13 protein-coding genes are annotated in these 18,683 nt (G+C 39.0%); 11 read left to right on the top strand and 2 right to left on the bottom strand.

Annotated features, from left to right (window positions below):
* Positions 1-138 precede the first annotated feature (138 nt).
* From purL to DK857_RS07500, 7 genes are all read left to right on the top strand, one after another.
* Positions 139-4,029 (top strand): phosphoribosylformylglycinamidine synthase, encoded by a 3,891-nt coding sequence (gene purL / locus DK857_RS07530; protein WP_109401886.1) that lies wholly within the window; start codon positions 139-141, stop codon positions 4,027-4,029.
* A gap of 691 nt (positions 4,030-4,720) precedes the next feature.
* Positions 4,721-6,169, top strand: a complete 1,449-nt coding sequence (locus DK857_RS07525) for a sensor histidine kinase (protein WP_161711343.1) — start codon at positions 4,721-4,723, stop codon at positions 6,167-6,169.
* Positions 6,169-7,212: a two-component system QseEF-associated lipoprotein QseG gene (gene qseG, locus DK857_RS07520; RefSeq protein WP_227003134.1), complete on the top strand. Its 1,044-nt coding sequence runs from the start codon at positions 6,169-6,171 to the stop codon at positions 7,210-7,212. Before DK857_RS07525 ends, qseG begins: the two co-directional genes overlap by 1 nt.
* Before the next feature lie 11 nt (positions 7,213-7,223).
* Entirely contained in the window at positions 7,224-8,561 is a 1,338-nt protein-coding gene (gene glrR / locus DK857_RS07515) for a two-component system response regulator GlrR (protein WP_023581612.1), read from the top strand.
* A gap of 73 nt (positions 8,562-8,634) precedes the next feature.
* The gene (locus DK857_RS07510; RefSeq protein ID WP_109392984.1) at positions 8,635-10,251 is read left to right on the top strand and encodes an NAD+ synthase; all 1,617 of its coding nucleotides are present in this window, start codon (positions 8,635-8,637) and stop codon (positions 10,249-10,251) included.
* Positions 10,252-10,266: 15 nt separating this feature from the next.
* Positions 10,267-10,605, top strand: coding sequence for a nitrogen regulatory protein P-II (gene glnB / locus DK857_RS07505; protein WP_109392985.1), 339 nt, complete (start codon positions 10,267-10,269; stop codon positions 10,603-10,605).
* A 267-nt stretch (positions 10,606-10,872) separates the two neighbouring features.
* Positions 10,873-11,520 (top strand): hypothetical protein, encoded by a 648-nt coding sequence (locus tag DK857_RS07500; RefSeq protein ID WP_109401885.1) that lies wholly within the window; start codon positions 10,873-10,875, stop codon positions 11,518-11,520.
* A gap of 89 nt (positions 11,521-11,609) precedes the next feature.
* On the opposite strand, the gene hmpA is transcribed toward DK857_RS07500, so the two are convergent.
* On the bottom strand, positions 11,610-12,809 hold the full coding sequence (gene hmpA / locus DK857_RS07495) for an NO-inducible flavohemoprotein (protein WP_109401884.1): 1,200 nt from the start codon (positions 12,807-12,809) through the stop codon (positions 11,610-11,612).
* 366 nt (positions 12,810-13,175) lie between these two features.
* Between hmpA and glyA the strand changes: the two genes are divergently transcribed.
* The 4 genes from glyA (at position 13,176) to DK857_RS07475 (ending at position 17,811) form a co-directional block, all read left to right on the top strand.
* Positions 13,176-14,429, top strand: coding sequence for a serine hydroxymethyltransferase (glyA, locus tag DK857_RS07490; protein ID WP_109392988.1), 1,254 nt, complete (start codon positions 13,176-13,178; stop codon positions 14,427-14,429).
* Between the two features lie 92 nt (positions 14,430-14,521).
* Entirely contained in the window at positions 14,522-15,676 is a 1,155-nt protein-coding gene (locus tag DK857_RS07485) for a 3-phenylpropionate MFS transporter (RefSeq protein ID WP_167394832.1), read from the top strand.
* Between the two features lie 168 nt (positions 15,677-15,844).
* Positions 15,845-17,113 carry a M24 family metallopeptidase gene (locus DK857_RS07480; protein ID WP_109401904.1) on the top strand — a complete coding sequence of 423 codons (1,269 nt, stop codon included), beginning with the start codon at positions 15,845-15,847 and terminating at the stop codon, positions 17,111-17,113.
* Between the two features lie 26 nt (positions 17,114-17,139).
* Positions 17,140-17,811: a CerR family C-terminal domain-containing protein gene (locus DK857_RS07475; protein WP_109401882.1), complete on the top strand. Its 672-nt coding sequence runs from the start codon at positions 17,140-17,142 to the stop codon at positions 17,809-17,811.
* Between the two features lie 64 nt (positions 17,812-17,875).
* Here DK857_RS07475 and suhB read toward each other — a convergent pair whose 3' ends face one another.
* Positions 17,876-18,679, bottom strand: a complete 804-nt coding sequence (gene suhB, locus DK857_RS07470; RefSeq protein ID WP_023581619.1) for an inositol-1-monophosphatase — start codon at positions 18,677-18,679, stop codon at positions 17,876-17,878.
* Positions 18,680-18,683 lie beyond the last annotated feature (4 nt).

The raw sequence follows: 18,683 nt of genomic DNA, 5'->3' as shown, positions 1-18,683 counted from the left end.
ATCATTAAAACACTCTAAGTCAAATGCCGTTATTTTGTTCACGCAAACGGTTTCGTCTGAGCAGTTATTCTATTATACTAGGCGCGTTTCCCCTGAATGATTGATCAGGTTAGCTGCTAAAAGAGAGAACTCAATACTATGGAAATCCTGCGTGGCTCCCCCGCTTTATCCGCGTTTCGTATTAATAAATTACTCACTCTATGTCAGGAAAATGATCTTCCTGTACAAGGTATATACGCGGAATTTGTCCATTTCGCGAAAGTGGAAGGGCAGTTATCTGAAGATGATCAAATTAAATTACGTCAACTATTGCATTATGGGCCTTCATTAACAGAACATGAGCCTGTTGGGGAAATGCGAGTTGTTACGCCTCGCCCAGGAACAATTTCACCTTGGTCTTCTAAAGCAACAGATATTGCACATAACTGTGGTTTAGCCAAGGTGGTTAGAATTGAACGTGGTATCGCCTACTTTATTGAATGCGGTACGATGACAGACACTCAATGGCAACAACTTTATGGTTTTATTCATGATCGAATGATGGAAACCATCTTCTTAAATTATCAAGATGTAAATGCACTTTTTGCTGAGCAAACTCCAGCGCCACTAAAAACTATTGATGTGCTTGCAAAAGGCAAAGATGCATTAGCAAAAGCGAATATCGAAATGGGGTTAGCACTTGCAGACGATGAGGTTGATTACTTAGTCGATGCGTTTAACCGCTTACACCGTAATCCAACAGATGTTGAGCTTTACATGTTTGCACAAGCTAACTCTGAACACTGTCGCCACAAAATATTTAATGCTGATTGGATTATTGATGGTAAGGCTCAAGATAAATCATTATTCAAAATGATTAAAAATACATTTGAGCAAACACCAGACTATGTCATGTCAGCTTATAAAGATAATGCAGCAGTAATGGAAGGCTCTGTAGCGGGTCGTTTTTATCCTGATACAGAAAAGGGGCATTATCACTATCACCAAGAACCTGTACATATCTTGATGAAAGTAGAAACACACAACCATCCAACGGCTATTTCACCTTGGCCAGGTGCGGCAACAGGTTCTGGTGGTGAAATTCGAGATGAAGGTGCAACTGGACGTGGTGCAAAACCTAAAGCAGGTCTAGTTGGATTTTCAGTTTCTAACCTGCGTATTCCCGGATTTGAGCAGCCTTGGGAAGAAGATTTTGGTAAGCCAGAGCGCATTGTTAATGCATTAGACATTATGACTGAAGGCCCATTAGGTGGTGCTGCATTTAATAATGAGTTTGGTCGCCCTGCATTACTAGGCTATTTCAGAACCTATGAAGAACAAGTTAATAGCCACAATGGTGTTGAAATTCGCGGTTACCATAAACCAATTATGCTTGCAGGTGGTATTGGTAATATTCGTGAAGATCACGTACAAAAAGGTGAAATCACGGTTGGCGCTAAGTTGATTGTACTTGGCGGGCCTTCAATGAACATCGGTCTAGGAGGTGGTGCTGCTTCTTCTATGACATCCGGTCAATCAGATGCGGATTTAGATTTCGCCTCTGTTCAGCGTGATAACCCAGAGATGGAACGCCGTTGCCAAGAAGTTATCGACCGTTGTTGGCAATTAGGTGACGATAACCCGATCTTATTTATTCATGACGTTGGTGCTGGTGGTCTTTCTAATGCTATGCCCGAATTAGTCAATGATGGTGGTCGTGGTGGTCGTTTTGAATTACGTGATGTTCTTAATGATGAGCCGGGTATGAGCCCACTTGAGATCTGGTGTAATGAATCTCAAGAACGTTATGTGTTAGCGGTATCGCCAGAAAAAATGCCTCTATTTGATGCTTTATGTCAACGTGAAAGAGCGCCTTATGCCGTTATTGGTGAAGCAACGCAAGAGCGTGAATTAGTCTTAAACGATACACACTTTGATAATAAACCGATTGATATGCCATTAGACATATTATTAGGTAAAGCACCTAAAATGTTGCGTGATGTAAAATCACTGAAAACAGAAGGCGAATATCTCTCTCGTAAAGATATCGATTTAAAAGATGCAGTTTATCGTGTTCTTCATTTACCTGCCGTTGCTGAAAAAACCTTCTTAATTACTATTGGTGACCGCACTGTAACGGGTATGGTCGCGCGTGATCAGATGGTTGGTCCTTGGCAAATTCCTGTTGCTAACTGTGCTGTTACCACAGCAACATTAGATAGCTATTATGGCGAAGCGATGTCCATTGGTGAACGAGCACCGATCGCACTGTTAGATTTTGCTGCATCAGCACGTATGGCTGTTGGTGAAGCACTAACGAATATGGCAGGTTGTGATGTAGAAGCACTTAATCGTATTAAGCTTTCCGCTAACTGGATGTCAGCAGCTGGTCATCCTGGTGAAGATGCAGGTTTATATGACGCAGTAAAAGCCATTGGTGAAGAGTTATGTCCAGAGTTAGGCATTACTATTCCTGTGGGCAAAGATTCGATGTCAATGAAGACGCGCTGGCAAGATAAAGATGGAAAAACTAAAGAGGTTACTTCTCCGTTGTCTTTAGTTATTACGGCATTCTCTCGTGTTGAAGATGTGCGTAAAACAGTAACACCAGAATTATCAACACAAGCAGGAAACCGCTTGTATTTGATTGATTTGGGCAATGGTCATAACGCATTAGGTGCAACGGCACTAGCACAAGTTTATCGTCAATTAGGCCAAAAAGCTGCAGACCTTCGTGATGTTGAGCAGTTGAAACAGTTCTTCAATGTGATGCAACAATTAGTTAATGATGGAAAATTGTTGGCCTATCACGATCGCTCTGATGGTGGATTATTTGTCACACTCGCTGAAATGGCATTTACAGGTCATTGTGGCTTACACGTTGATATCAGCGCTTATGACGAAGATATTTTAGCGGGACTCTTTAACGAAGAGCTAGGTGGTGTAATCCAAATTAGTGCTGAACATCAAGAGGCTGTAGAAGCATTATTTGCTGAATATGGTTTATCGGATTGTTTACATTATTTAGGCCAAGCAACAGAAAATGACGCCATTATTATCCAAAGCCGTGAAACCGAAGTTTACAATGAAAAGCGTAGCACATTACGTCTTTGGTGGGCTGAAACAACATGGCAAATGCAACGCTTACGTGATAATCCTGAGTGTGCAGATGAAGAGCATCAGGCAAAACAAGATCTCAACGATCCAGGTTTAAATGTGAATTTAACCTTTGATCCAAATGAAGATATTGCAGCTCCTTATATTGCAACAGGAAGTCGTCCTCGTATTGCAGTATTAAGAGAGCAAGGTGTTAACTCTCATGTTGAAATGGCGGCTGCTTTCGACAGAGCTGGTTTTGATGCTATCGACGTTCATATGAGCGATTTGCATTCCGCCCGACGTTCACTGAGTGATTTTGATGTGTTGGTGGCTTGTGGTGGATTCTCGTACGGTGACGTATTAGGTGCTGGCGAAGGTTGGGCGAAGTCTATTTTATTTAATTCTCGTTTACGGGATGAGTTTGCTCAATTCTTTGAACGCCAAGATACTTTATCTCTTGGTGTCTGTAATGGTTGCCAAATGATGTCAACATTATCAGAGCTTATTCCGGGTGCAGATTTATGGCCTCGTTTTGTTCGCAACCGCTCTGAGCGTTTTGAGGCGCGCTTTAGTTTAGTGAAAGTGACAGAGAGTCCATCATTATTGTTACAAGGTATGGTGGGTTCACAAATGCCTATTGCTGTTTCTCATGGTGAAGGTTTTGCTGAATTCCGTAATGCTGAGCAATTAGCACAATTAGAAGCTCAAAATTTAGTGGGATTACGTTTTGTGGATCACTACGGTAATCCAACAGAACAATATCCATTAAATCCTAATGGCTCTGTAAAAGGGATCACCGCTGTCACTACAAAAGATGGTCGTTCAACCATTATGATGCCTCACCCAGAACGTGTGTTTAGAACTGTTAGTAATTCTTGGCATCCAGATAACTGGGGGGAAGACAGTCCTTGGATGCGTTTATTCCGCAATGCAAGAAAACAATTTGATTAATCAAATGTAACACTACCTTAGTGATAAACACATAAAGCCTCTACATTGCTAGAGGCTTTATTTTATTGATAATAAAAGAATTATTTTTTGTTGTGTAAAAAAGACGACACCTATTGTTTTTGATGTCTCTTTTTGGCGACATTTAATTAATTGAAATATAAGTAATTATTAAATTTAGGGTAACTCTGTCTGGATATGGAGACAGCTTGGTTGTTTTATAACTAGATAAAAAAGAGCTATAAATAAAATATTAGATGTGTGTTTTTATTTTTTGTTATTTTTCAATTTGTTAGATTTGTTTTTTAAAAGTTGGCACGCCTTGTGCATTATATAAATCAGTTGCTCATTCAACTTTTTATGTCGGTCCACAATATGGGTGGGAACATACCACATAAGCCAGGAATGACGCCAGAGTAAGGTGCCTACCGTCCAACATCATGATACTCGTCTTCGGACCTTATCAAACACAGGGCGACACGTGGAGTGAGGCACCACCTTCATTCTCTTTTAGAGAAAAAAGAGATGAAATATTGACGAGCGGAATATCTCAATAAGATATTCCGCTCTCCCACTTCTAGAGCCTGTCAAATTTCCTCGTCTGTGTTTGTTCTCTATGCCTGATTTTCCCAATGTCGGACTTTTTTCTTGTTATCAAGTCATGTAGCATCGCATTACTCTAATAGGTGTTGAGATGATTTCATTGAAAAAGTGGCGTATTTTCCCTCGTTCTTTAAGACAGCTCGTGATAATGGCATTTTGGATGGTGCTATTACCTTTGCTTGTACTTGCTTATCAGGCTTATCAAAGTCTTGATCAACTAAGTAATCAGGCGGCTATTACTAATAAAAATGCACTTGCAGATACTGAACGTAGTGAAGTGATGCGAAATCTAGCGATTGAAATGGAAGGAAACTATCGTCGATATTGTGTTTTACGGGATAAAACCGATGATGATATGTATCAGCAACGCTACCAGCAATACACCAAACTCTTCTCGACATTACAACAAACCATTATTTCTCTTTCTGCCTCTAAAGAAGCGAATGTGCTTAATACTTCTCTTGAAAAATTAAAATCCATTCAATGCGAAAGTAGCGAACCAACAAAAGAGATGCAACAAGCCCTAGAACAGTTCTCTTATGCCAATAACCGTATTGTTGTATTAACTAAAGAGATTATTTTTAGCCGTGGCGAACAACTCCAGATGGCAATCGCTGAGAAAGGGCGCTATTTCGGTTGGCAAAGTCTTATCGTTTTTGTTTTTAGCCTGATCCTCATTGCGTTATTTACTCGAATGATTATTGGCCCTGTTAAAGGGATCGAAAAGATGATTAATCGATTAGGTGAAGGTCGAACACTTAGTAATAATTTAGATACTTTCCAAGGGCCACGAGAACTACGTTCATTAGCACAACGTATTATTTGGTTAAGTGAGCGTTTAGCATGGCTTGAATCGCAACGTCATGAATTTTTGCGTCATATTTCTCATGAGTTGAAAACACCGTTAGCCAGTATGCGAGAAGGTACGGAATTATTAGCTGATGAAGTTGCGGGCCCTTTAACTCTTGATCAAAAAGAAGTCGTTTCAATTCTCGATAATAGCAGTAAGCAGTTACAGTTATTAATTGAACAACTACTTGATTATAATCGTAAACTATCTGAAGTTCCTCAACAAATCGAAGAGATTAATTTGACTCAATTAGTGAATGATGTGGTGTTAGCCCACAGTTTACCTGCGAGAGCTAAAGATATTAAAACGATAATTTCGCTTAATCTAACCACTTGTCGAGCAGAAGCAACATTATTATCACGAGTTATCGACAATCTCTACTCGAATGCGGTGCACTATGGTGCTGAATCAGGTAATATCTGGATCTCCAGTTATCAAGTTGAACAGAAAATAGTTATTGATATAGCCAATAAAGGAACACCTATTCCTGAATCTGAACAAAAAATGATTTTTGAACCCTTTTTCCAAGGGTCTTTGCTACGCAAAGGAGCTGTAAAAGGAAGTGGTTTAGGTTTAAGTATTGCTCATGACTGCATCAAGAGAATGGAAGGTGAATTAAGTGTTGTTCCTTCTGACTATGCCGATGTCTGTTTTCGTATTGAATTACCGCTACTTTCTGAGATTAAATAATGCATATCAGGTCACAAAAACAAGCATCTCCTCATCATGAGTATAAAAAAATAAATAAGAAGATGCTTGGTATTGAATTGTTATCTATGGCCCCTGCATCAACTAGAAAAATCGCATTAAATTGGAAGCAGTGTTTCTTGTTTATTATGTTTCCACTGGTCCTTTCTGGGTGTACACCAAAGTCGCTAACGGAGGCACAAGAGCCAGAGCCAGAAATCCCCGTTGTTAAACAAAAAACGATTGATTATCGTTGGGCTGAATGTAAAACATTAAGCTCATTTTATGATGAAGGCATCAATAACGCACTTTATTGGTTACGAGCCATTGAATGTACAAACCGCATAATGACGACGGAAGCACAACGCCAAGCAAACAGTGTTGTTGTTACTGGGTGGGATGATGCATTTTATAAAAGTATTTTATTAGAGCGTGCTGGAATGACGATTGCCGATCGTCGAACACAATTAGTGTTATTAGAAAGCTATAAATTACAATTTCCGAGTTCTGTGCGAGTTCTATTATCGACATGGATTGAGAACCAAACGCTCATTCTCTCTTTAGCGGAAGAAAAGAATCGTTATCGTCGTTTAACTACAGAAACAGATAATAAAATTGATGCGCTAAGAAAAGAGAATAATGCATTACAGCATGAACTAAGTATTACACTGAAAAAGCTTGAAAGCCTTACCCAAATTGAACGGCAGTTATCGAATAGAAAACAGAGTGGCTCTGTTGATTCGCTATCGCAAAATGAAGATTTAGCGGAAAGTGCAACAGCAGCATCTGCGGAAACAGAAAAAGTGAATGCAAATAAACCTGTTACCGAAAAAACTATTACTGAAAAACCAATTGTTGAAAAACCTGTTTCGACGCAATCGATAACAGAGAAGCCAAAGGGTGAGGAAAAACAACCTTCTGCGACAGCGGTTAAACCAGAGCCTTCAAAACCAGAATCTACGAAATCCGAGGCGATAAAACCAGAGCCAGTCAAAACTAACACTGACACACAAAGCTCAAAACCGACTGAAGCAGGATCTAAATAAGGAGAATGTGCATGGCTGGCCATAAATCAGCAAATCTTTTACTTGTCGATGACGATCCTGGGTTATTAAAATTACTTGGTATGCGATTAACAAGTGAAGGTTTCCATATCTTCACTGCTGAAAGTGGACAAGAAGCACTAAAACTTCTCTTAAAAGAAAAAATAGACCTTGTTATCAGTGATCTCCGAATGGATGAAATGGACGGTATGGCGCTGTTTGCTGAGATACAACGCCAACAGCCCGGTATGCCGGTGATCATTCTCACAGCACATGGCTCTATTCCTGATGCCGTGGCTGCAACGCAGCAAGGTGTATTTAGCTTCTTAACTAAACCTGTTGATAGAGACGCACTTTATAAAGCGATTGATGAAGCGCTGGAACTTGTAACTATTGTTTCAGATGAAGAGTGGTCAAAAGATATCGTGACACGTAGCCCACAAATGCTACGTTTATTAGAGCAAGCAAAGCTAGTTGCTCAATCTGATGTCAGCGTGCTTATTAATGGTCAAAGTGGTACAGGTAAAGAAGTCCTTGCTCAAGCCATTCATCGCGCAAGCCCTAGGGCGAAAAAACCCTTTATTGCCATTAACTGTGGTGCCTTACCTGAGCAACTTTTAGAATCTGAACTATTTGGTCATGCGAAAGGTGCTTTTACAGGAGCAGTGAGTAGTCGTGAAGGGTTATTTCAGGCAGCCGAAGGTGGCACACTATTTTTAGATGAAATTGGCGACATGCCAATGGCATTGCAAGTTAAATTATTGCGTGTTTTACAAGAGCGAAAAGTTCGCCCATTAGGCAGTAATCGCGATATTGATATTGATGTACGTATCCTTTCTGCAACACATCGTGATTTACCTAAAGCGATGGAACGTAATGAATTTCGTGAAGATCTGTTCTATCGTTTAAATGTGGTTAATTTACGTATTCCTACATTAAGTGAGAGAGCTGAAGATATTCCTATTCTTGCTAATCATTTATTGAGAGAGTCTGCTAAACGCCATAAACCTTTTGTTCGAAGCTTTTCAACTGATGCGATGAAATGCTTAATGACAGCAAGTTGGCCGGGTAATGTGCGTCAATTGGTTAACGTTATTGAGCAATGTGTTGCGTTAACAACAGCCCCTGTGATTAGTGAAGCGCTTGTAACACAGGCCTTACAAGGTGAAAATACGGCTCTGCCCACATTTGCAGAAGCAAGAGGACATTTTGAAATGACCTATTTGAGAAAGCTTTTGCAAATGACAAAAGGCAATGTGACTCAAGCTGCACGTATGGCTGGGCGCAATCGAACTGAGTTTTATAAATTGTTATCTCGCCATGAGCTAGATGCGAATGATTTTAAAGAATAACCTTTGCAGATAACGAATATATTTTTAAACTAACTTTCTTTTTATGCGGAAGATAGCGGAGAGACTAATATTTATGAGTCGAAAACTAAAACTCGCCATGGCTCAACTTAATTGGGTTGTTGGTGATATTGAAGGTAACTGCGAACGCATGTTATCTACCGTTAAAGCACAAGAAGAGGCCGATCTGGTCATGTTTTCTGAGCTGGCTTTATGCGGTTACTCTCCTGAAGATCTGCTATTTCGTCCTGATTTCCAACAGCGTTGTGAAACACAACTTACGCGTTTAGAACAAGCAAGCAAAAAAATAGCGATTGTTGTTGGACATCCTTGGTGGCAAAACGGCAAAATTTATAACGCACTTTCATTTTTCTATAAAGGTGAATTACAAGCGCGTTATTTCAAACAGCAATTACCTAATTATGGTGTGTTTGATGAGAAGCGTTATTTCCAACAAGGAAATGAGCGTTGTGTGGTACCGTTTAAAGGTTATCACCTAGGTTTGTTAATTTGTGAAGATATCTGGATCAATGAACCTATTGATGCATTAAAACAAGCGGGTGCTGATCTCGTTCTATCTATTAATGCTTCACCTTATAATCGTGAAAAACCTCATGTTCGTACACAGCTAATTAAAGAACATTGCCAAAGAACACACCTTCCAGTGATCTATCTTAACCAAATTGGTGGTCAGGATGAGTTGGTATTTGATGGTTGTTCAAAAGTATTTGATGAACGGGGGGCTATTACACATCGTTTAGCTGCATTTGATGAACAGACTGCTATTGTTGAATTCGACGAATTAAACATTATTCCAATGGCAGATCCTGCTCCGGAACTTTCACCTTTAGCGCAAGTTTATCAAGCATTAGTGCTTGCAACACGTGATTACGTCACTAAGAACGGTTTTAAAGGGGCAATTCTAGGGTTATCTGGTGGTATTGATTCTGGGTTAACCGTTGCTATCGCAGCTGATGCCTTAGGCAAAGAGAGTGTTCAGGCTGTTATGATGCCATTTCGTTATACTTCAGAAATGAGTATTCATGACGCTAAAGAACAAGCCGATTTATTAGGTGTTGAGTTTGATACGGTTTCTATTGAACCTATGTTTGATGCTTTCATGGCGCAGCTTGCACCTATGTTTAAAGATACTGCCGCAGATACTACAGAAGAAAATCTACAAGCACGTTGCCGCGCTGTTATTTTAATGGCAATGTCGAATAAACGCCGTCGTTTAGTGTTAACTACAAGCAATAAAAGCGAATCAGCTGTGGGTTATTCCACATTGTATGGTGATATGGCTGGTGGTTTTGATGTACTAAAAGATGTGCCTAAAACATTGGTTTTTGAGCTTTCTAAATATCGTAATACGCTTTCGCCGGCTATTCCTCAACGCGTTATTGATAGACCGCCATCAGCAGAACTTGCACCGGGACAAACAGACCAAGATAATTTGCCTCCTTATGATATTTTGGATGCGATCCTTGAGGGCTATGTTGAGCAAGATAAATCTGTATCTGATTTAGTTGAGGCTGGATTTGATGAAGCGACAGTCCGTAAAGTGATAAAATTAGTCGATATTAATGAATACAAGCGACGTCAAGCCCCTGTTGGGCCACGTATTACAAGTCGTAATTTTGGTAAAGATCGCAGATACCCAATTACAAGCGGTTTTGGTCGCCACAACTGGTAATAGCAGGATAATACGATGAAAAAAATTGAAGCGATAATTAAGCCGTTTAAATTAGATGATGTAAGAGAAGCACTCGGCGAAGTGGGTATCACGGGAATGACCGTAACAGAAGTAAAAGGTTTTGGTCGTCAAAAAGGGCATACTGAACTTTACCGTGGTGCGGAATACATGGTCGATTTTTTACCTAAAGTAAAAATTGAAATTGTTGTTGCTGACGAAATTGTTGAAACCTGTGTAGATACAATTATGACAACAGCACAAACAGGTAAAATTGGTGACGGTAAGATTTTTGTTTTTGATGTGAATCGTGTTATTCGTATTCGTACTGGCGAGCAAGACGAAGAAGCTATTTAATTATTGTTCAAACTTAAGCTAAATAGTTACATTATTTATTTTTATTAAAGCCTGATATTTTTTAATCAAAATATCGGGCTTTTTCATTTTATTGCGCATAATTAATTTTTTTATGTTTTACCTAAAATGCTATTTATATCTTATGCAAGTCTATTGATGATTATTAACAATTTATTTTACTATTTTTTATAAATTTTAAGGCACAAAATGTTATTCAATAACTTTTAAGTAAAGTTATTATCATCGACATTAAAAAATTATTAAGGTATGGGCAAAATAATGTTTAATTATTTATTAAAGCGTCTTGCTTTATTTTTATGTGCAGCAGTGTTAATCGCCATCACTACGGGGTTTATTTTTCTTGATATTTTGGTTTTTGATAATGGTATTTCTGAAACGTCAGTAACTGAATTAGGTCAAGAAATCATCGTCGCCATTATTTGCTTATTCTTTTTTATTAAAGCATGTCAAAACAGTGAACAACGGGGAGCGTTCACGCTTATTATGGGCTTTTTCTTGTGTATTTTAATTCGTGAGTTAGATGGCGTTTTTGATCAGATTGCTCACGGTTCTTGGGTTTGGTTTGCTCTAACGGTGACATTTATTTGTATTGCTATCGCAATTAGAGAAGGTAAGAGAACGTTAAAAGGCTTAATTCACTTTATTACTCATCCAAGCCATGGGATGTTAGTTGCTGGCCTATTATGTGTTTTACTGTTCTCTCGTCTATTTGGTATGGGAATACTTTGGCATAAATTATTGGGTGAGGATTATAATCGCGCCGTTAAAAATATGGTGGAAGAGGGCAGTGAACTATTTGGTTATACGCTCTGTTTAGTTAGTGTTATTTGGTACGGTTTTTCTGCTAAATATCATGTTATTCCTGCTGCGATTGAAAATAAATATCGATCATAAGAAGGCAGTGAAATAACCAAGAAAAGCGCTGATAAATATAATCAGCGCTTTTTTGTTTAATTTAAAATTGAACGTTAATGAAGGTATTTTTATTGTAAGTCTTGTGTAATAACAGCATGAGGACCAAAACATTCATAATGAAGTTTTTCACTATTAATACCTAGTTCAATAAGTTGTTTAGCAATAGATTGCATAAAAGGTAAGGGGCCACAAAAATAGAAATGCATATCAGGAATCGTTAGCCAATCTTCAACTTGTTTTAATGTCATTAAGCCTTCGAATTGATAATCTTTATTTTGTACATCTTCAGTGCGTGGCACGCGATACCATATCGCTTGTTGGTAGTGTGAAAGTTGATTGCCAGCTTGATTAACTTCATCTTTAAACGCATGGACACCACCATGTTCAGCCGCATGTAACCAATTAATATTAGCTTGATGAGCTGAAAGCGTGTGCAACATAGACAGCATTGGTGTTAAACCCACACCTGCTGAAATTAAAGTTACTGGTGTTGTTGGTGATATATCTAAATAGAAATCGCCCCCTGGTGTGGCAACTTGTAAAGTATCACCTTCTTGAATATAGTCATGAAGAAAATTCGATAAAATACCTTTCTCTTCGCGTTTTACTGCAATGCGATAGGTTTTATTATTTGAGGATTGAGTTAATGAATATTGACGTATTTCTTGATTTTCAAGACGCTCATGACGGATATAAAGGCTTAAATATTGGCCGGATCGATAAGGAGTAACAGCGAGTCCATCTTCAGGCTCTAATTCAAAACTGGTAATGACATCACTTTGTTTTATTTTATGTTTAACTTTAAAGTTCCGTAATCCTCTCCAACCCCCGTTTGTTTGTTCTTTTTGCTGATAAATTTGCTCTTCACGATTGATAAAGACATCTGCCAATACTTGATAAGCGGCACCCCAAGCATCTAATACTTCTTGCCCAGGACTAAACATCTCATCAATTGTTGCTAATAAATTTTCACCAACGATGGGATAGTGCTCAGGAAGAATATTTAAACTGACATGTTTTTGTGCAATTTTCTCAACGGCAGGCAATATAGTGGCTAAGTTTTCAATATTCGTCGCATAAGCGCAAATCGCATTAAATAGGGCTTCGCGTTGTGCACCACTGCTTTGATGGCTCATGGTGAAAATATCTTTTAATTCTGGATGGCGAGAGAACATTCGGTCATAAAAGTGGGCGGTTAATGCAGGGCCTGTTTTAGCAATGAGGGGAATGGTCGATTTAATTGTCGCGATAGTTTGTGCATCTAACATAATTGCTCCTGAAAAATTTTCAGTTTATTGTGAATTTTTATAAATTGCATTTTATATGCAACTTATCTCTTTTTGATTATTTTGTAAATCCCTGATTTTATTTTTTAACAAAAAATCTCAATTCTTAGCGAATGATGCGGGGTGTTTGCAAAATAAGGCGAGATGTGCCTCAAAAAGGGAAATAAGCACAGGATAAAATGAGGTTGTTAAAAAGTAATAATATGCTGTTATAGTTGGATGGCAAACGATTGCGTATTTTTTCATTAGGGGCTATCTCAATGAAGAAAAAGAGTTTACACTGTATGCCATTCTTTCTCCCGCATGGGAGTTTGTCTTTAGTGAAGTTAGCTGAGTCAGGAGATGTGAATGTTAAAACGTGAAATGAATATTGCTGATTACGATCCAGAATTATGGAATGCAATGGAAGGTGAAGTGACTCGTCAAGAAGAGCACATCGAACTTATTGCTTCTGAAAACTATACCAGTCCTCGTGTTATGCAGGCGCAGGGATCTCAGCTGACAAATAAATATGCTGAAGGCTATCCGGGTAAACGTTACTATGGCGGTTGTGAGTATGTGGATGTTGTAGAGCAACTGGCTATCGATCGTGCAAAAGAATTATTTGGTGCAGATTACGCTAACGTACAGCCTCACTCAGGCTCTCAAGCGAATGCGGCTGTCTATATGGCATTGTTAAAACCAGGTGATACCGTTTTAGGTATGAACTTAGCACAAGGTGGTCACTTAACTCATGGTTCACCAGTTAACTTCTCTGGTAAACTGTATAATATCGTACCTTACGGTATTGATGAATCAGGTAAAATTGATTACGAAGACATCGCTATTCAAGCTAAAAAACATCAACCAAAAATGATCATTGGCGGATTCTCTGCTTATTCTGGTATGGTTGACTGGGCTAAAATGCGCGAAATCGCAGACAGTATTGGTGCATTCTTATTTGTTGATATGGCACACGTTGCGGGTATGGTTGCAGCAGGTGTTTATCCTAACCCTGTTCCTCATGCACATGTTGTTACAACAACAACCCATAAAACCTTAGCAGGTCCACGAGGTGGTCTTATCCTTGCTAAAGGTGGCGATGAAGAGTTTTATAAAAAACTGAACTCTGCTGTATTCCCAGGCTCTCAAGGTGGCCCTTTAATGCATGTTATTGCAGGTAAAGCGGTTGCATTAAAAGAAGCTATGGAGCCAGGATTTAAAGTTTATCAGCAACAAGTTGCTAAAAACTCGAAAGCAATGGTAGAAGTTTTCTTAGATCGCGGTTATAAAGTAGTGTCTGGCGGAACTGAAAACCACCTGTTTTTATTAGATTTAGTTGATAAAGATATTACAGGTAAAGATGCAGATGCTGCACTGGGTCGTGCAAATATCACTGTTAACAAAAACAGCGTACCAAATGATCCACGTAGCCCATTTGTAACTTCTGGGGTTCGTATCGGTTCTCCAGCGATTACACGTCGTGGTTTTAAAGAAGCGGAAGCTCGTGAATTAGCCGGTTGGATGTGTGATGTCCTTGATAATATCAATGATGAAGCGAACATTGAGAAAGTGAAACAAAAAGTCTTGGATATCTGCGCTAAATTTCCAGTTTACGCATAAGTTTGTAACGATATAATAAAACCCGTTGTACAAGCCCGCTTCGAGAACTTGTTCTTGGCGGGTTTTTTTGCATCTTAAAAATGGGGGATTGGATGGTTATTCCATCAACATTGTGGCTTGCCTTAGATTATTTTACCTATTTCTTTTCATACGGCATCTTTTTACCCTTTTGGTCCATATGGCTAAAAGGAGAGGGCGTCGATCCGGCAATGATAGGTCTGTTATTAGGTGTAGGTTTAACCGCACGTTTTGTTGGTAGCCTAATTTTAACGCCTGCGGTAAAGGATCCGTCAAAACTTATCACTGCATTGAGGTTGTTTGCTTTTCTCTCATTACTTTTTACTGTTGCATTTATGATGGGTAGCCATTGGGCATGGTTATTCTTTGTGATGACAGGATTTAACGTTTTCTTTTCACCGATGGTGCCTTTAGGGGATTCTCTAGCTGGAACGTGGCAAAAACAGTTTCCTTTAGACTATGGGAAAATCCGCGTTTGGGGCTCAATTGCTTTTATTATTAGCTCATCATTGCTAGGTGTTTTAATTGATGTTTTTGGGCATCCCATTATTCTTTATGGATTGATTGCCAGTACTTTTGCACTATTTCTAACATCTATGCTCCGCCCTAAAGTTATGCCACAGGGTAAAGTAAAAAAAGCAGAACACAGCAATGTATCCTTTATGAAACTCATTTCAGATGGACCAGTTTGGCGTTTTCTGTTGTGTGTCTCTTTACTGCAAGGTGCGCACGCTGCTTATTATGGTTTTAGTGCACTTTATTGGGAAAAAGCAGGGTATGACACCGCAACAATCGGCTATCTTTGGTCATTAGGTGTGGTTTCAGAGGTGGTTGTTTTTATGTTGAGCCACCGCTTATTCCGTCGCTGGAGCGCAAGAAATCTGCTCTTACTTTCCGCTTTTGCTGGGCTTCTACGTTGGGGATTAATGGGGAGTTTTACCGCATTACCCGCGCTTATTGTTGTTCAAATCTTACATAGTGGTACGTTTACGGTGTGCCATTTAGCGGCAATGCGCTTTATTAGCGCACGTCAAGAGCACGAAATTATTCGTCTACAAGCGGTATATTCGGCTTTAGCGATGGGCGGAAGTATTGCGATCATGACTATTGTCTCTGGTTGGTTGTATGAAAAACTTCCTAATCAAGAGTCGTTGATCTTCTGGTTAATGGCAGCATTAACGATCCCTGCTATGTTTATTAGACCAAGAGTACAACCTCAAAATACCTAATTCCTCTATTTCATAAAAATTAAGATCTGTAATGTTCTTTGATATTACAGATCTTTTTCTTTTCTCCTTTAAAATGCGCATTTTTTGATCAAGCAAATAATTGACCATTCTAAATATTAGGTTTAGATTTAATTCATTCAAATGAATGAATGTGGAAAAGGTATTATTATGAGCAATAAATCGGTGATCCCAGCCAGTTTTTCTTTACAAGAAAGAGACAGACGCTGGCAGTTAGCTAGAGATATTATGAAAGATAATCAGTTAGATACATTGATTGTCTATGGTGATAGAGAATCCGCCGCACCAGCGCCATTTTGTATTGACCACTATTTTACAAATGACCGACTAGGGTCGGTTGTTATTTTTCATGAAGATAAAAAACCATTGATAGTCACTTTTGCACCAATGATGATCGCTGATCACATGCAGGCAAAACTACGTGGTGATTTACAGTGGATTGATGAAAACAATCTTGTTGTAGGAAAAACAGGGCGTAATATTGCTCAATTACTGAAAGAAATGGGGGTGCAACAAAATGCACATATTGGTGTTATTGGCTTAGAGCCTTATCCTCCATTCTATTTTGATGGTGCAATGCCATTTAATACTCTAAACGGTATTAAGGATGCATTCCCTTATGCGAAATTTAGCTGTGTTTATCGTGATTTCTTTAAACGTGCATCCGTTAAAAGTGAAGAAGAACTGACATATGTAAGATATGCTGCTGCTATTGGTGAAGCAATGAGTGAAGCAATGCGCGTCACAACCAGACCAGGGGCGACAGAAGCCGATCTTGCGGCAGCTATTACTGCAACTTGCTTATCCAGAGGTGGGTTTACGGCTGAAATTCTAATGGGATCAGGCTCTGAATATATCGGTTGGGGTCCTCCAGCTTGGCAATATCGCTCACAAGCACCACGTGAAATTCAAATGGGCGACATTGTATTATCAGAAATTTTCGCTTTATATGGAATGTATGAAACACAACACCAAGCCGCTGTTGCAGTGGGTAAAATTCATGAGAATTTAGAAAAAGCCGCTTTGGTTGCTCGAGAATGTTATGAAATAGGTGTTGAGCATTTAAAAGCGGGCGTTACTTTTGGTGAAGTGGTTGATTTAATGGAAAAACCATTATTACAATCAGGAGGATGGCATGTGCATCCACTTATCCATAGCATCAATCCTTATGGACCTATTGGTTTTGGTACTGCTCCGGGTATCGAATCATTACCATTGGCGAGTCGTTATAAACAAATTGAACGATTACCAAATCCAGGTCGAGAGCTTGTATTACAAGAAGGTATGACGTTTGCGTTTGAGCCTAACTGTGGCTTTGGTCATCACTTATGTAACTTAGGTGGTACGGTTGTAGTTGGTAAAAGTAAAGGGATTGAGTTAAATTCAAACTCAACACAATTAATGCGGGCTGATTTATAAGCCTAATAATAAATAGTTAATAAATAATGAAAAACACCAGTAAAACCGCGATAAGTACAGAACAGACTCAAGAAAAGTTAGTACAAGAAGGTATTAAGCTTTTTGCACTACATGGAATTAGTGGGTTGAGAACGAGACAACTTGCGCAGGATGCTGGTGTTAATCAATCAGCAATTCCTTATCATTTTGGTGGAAAACTAGGCGTTTATACCGCCGTTATTCAATATATTGCGACAGAATTAGCGTCAGAAATTCATTTTGACCAATTTGATAATAGGCTTCAGTTTTTATTAAAAGAAAATAAGTTAGATCGTGAATTACTTGCTTCTCTGATCTCTTTATTAGTCACGGGATTAACGCGCGCTTTATTAGCACCTGAACGTCATTATTACAGTCAGTTGATTTTACGTGAGCAATTGGAACCAACTGAAAATTATGAGTTGATTTATCATAACTTAATTGAGCCTTTTCATTTGCGGCTCTCTCATCTCATCGAATTAATCGATAAAAAGAGTGATACATTAACTACTACTATTCGTGCTCATGCAGTTATTGGGCAAATACTTGGGTTTGTGATCGCAAGAAAAGCATTTTTATTACGTATTGATAAACAAGAAATGACATCGCAATTATTAGATAAAATAGCCCAAGAAATTAGCCAATTATCAGTAAATGCACTATTAACGATAAATCAGTAGGCAATAAAAAAGACCATAATATTATGGTCTTTTTCTCTTATATTTTTTATTCGTATCAACGAAATTAACGTTTTAATGCGTCTGTCAATTCACTACGAATTTCAGCTAATAGTGCTCTGACAACGCGTGGGTTACCTGCAACGATATTACCTGTTTGTAGGTAGCCATGATTACCAGTAAAGTCAGAAACGATAGCACCTGCTTCACGAGCGATTAATTCGCCACCTAAGAAATCCCAAGGTTTTAAGCCAATCTCAAAGAAACCATCAACACGGCCTGCTGCAACATAAGCTAAATCTAAAGCCGCTGAACCTGTGCGACGGAAATCAGCACAAGGTACAAACAGTTTGCCTAACATATTCATGTAAGCGGCTGAATGTTGCTTACTTTTGAATGGGAAACCAGTCGCAAGAACAGCACCATCTAAATCGCGAGCGTTAGAGCCACGTAGACGATAACCATTTAACTGCGCACCTTGACCACGAACAGCTGAGAATAATTCGTTACGCATAGGATCGTAAACAACAGCCACTTCAGTACGGCCTTTAATGCGTACAGCAATAGAAACAGAGAAGTGTGGAAGACGTTTGATGAAGTTAGTAGTGCCATCAAGTGGATCAATAACCCATTGTATGTCGTGATCTTCACCGAGTAACTCGCCACTTTCTTCCGTAATGATGGTGTGTTTTGGATAAGATTTACGGATGATTTCAATGATTGCTTGTTCCGCGTCACGGTCAACGTTAGTGACAAAATCATTGGTACCTTTCTGATTAGTTTCTACAGATTCAGGGTTTTCGTAATTTTTGGCGATTAAATTACCAGCCTTACGTGCGGCACGTATGGCAATATTCAGCATCGGATGCATGGTT

This window comes from Proteus terrae (genome assembly GCF_003144325.1).
Taxonomy (GTDB): domain Bacteria; phylum Pseudomonadota; class Gammaproteobacteria; order Enterobacterales; family Enterobacteriaceae; genus Proteus; species Proteus terrae.
Note: the sequence above shows the minus strand (reverse complement) of the source record. Positions and strands in the feature narration are given on the sequence as shown.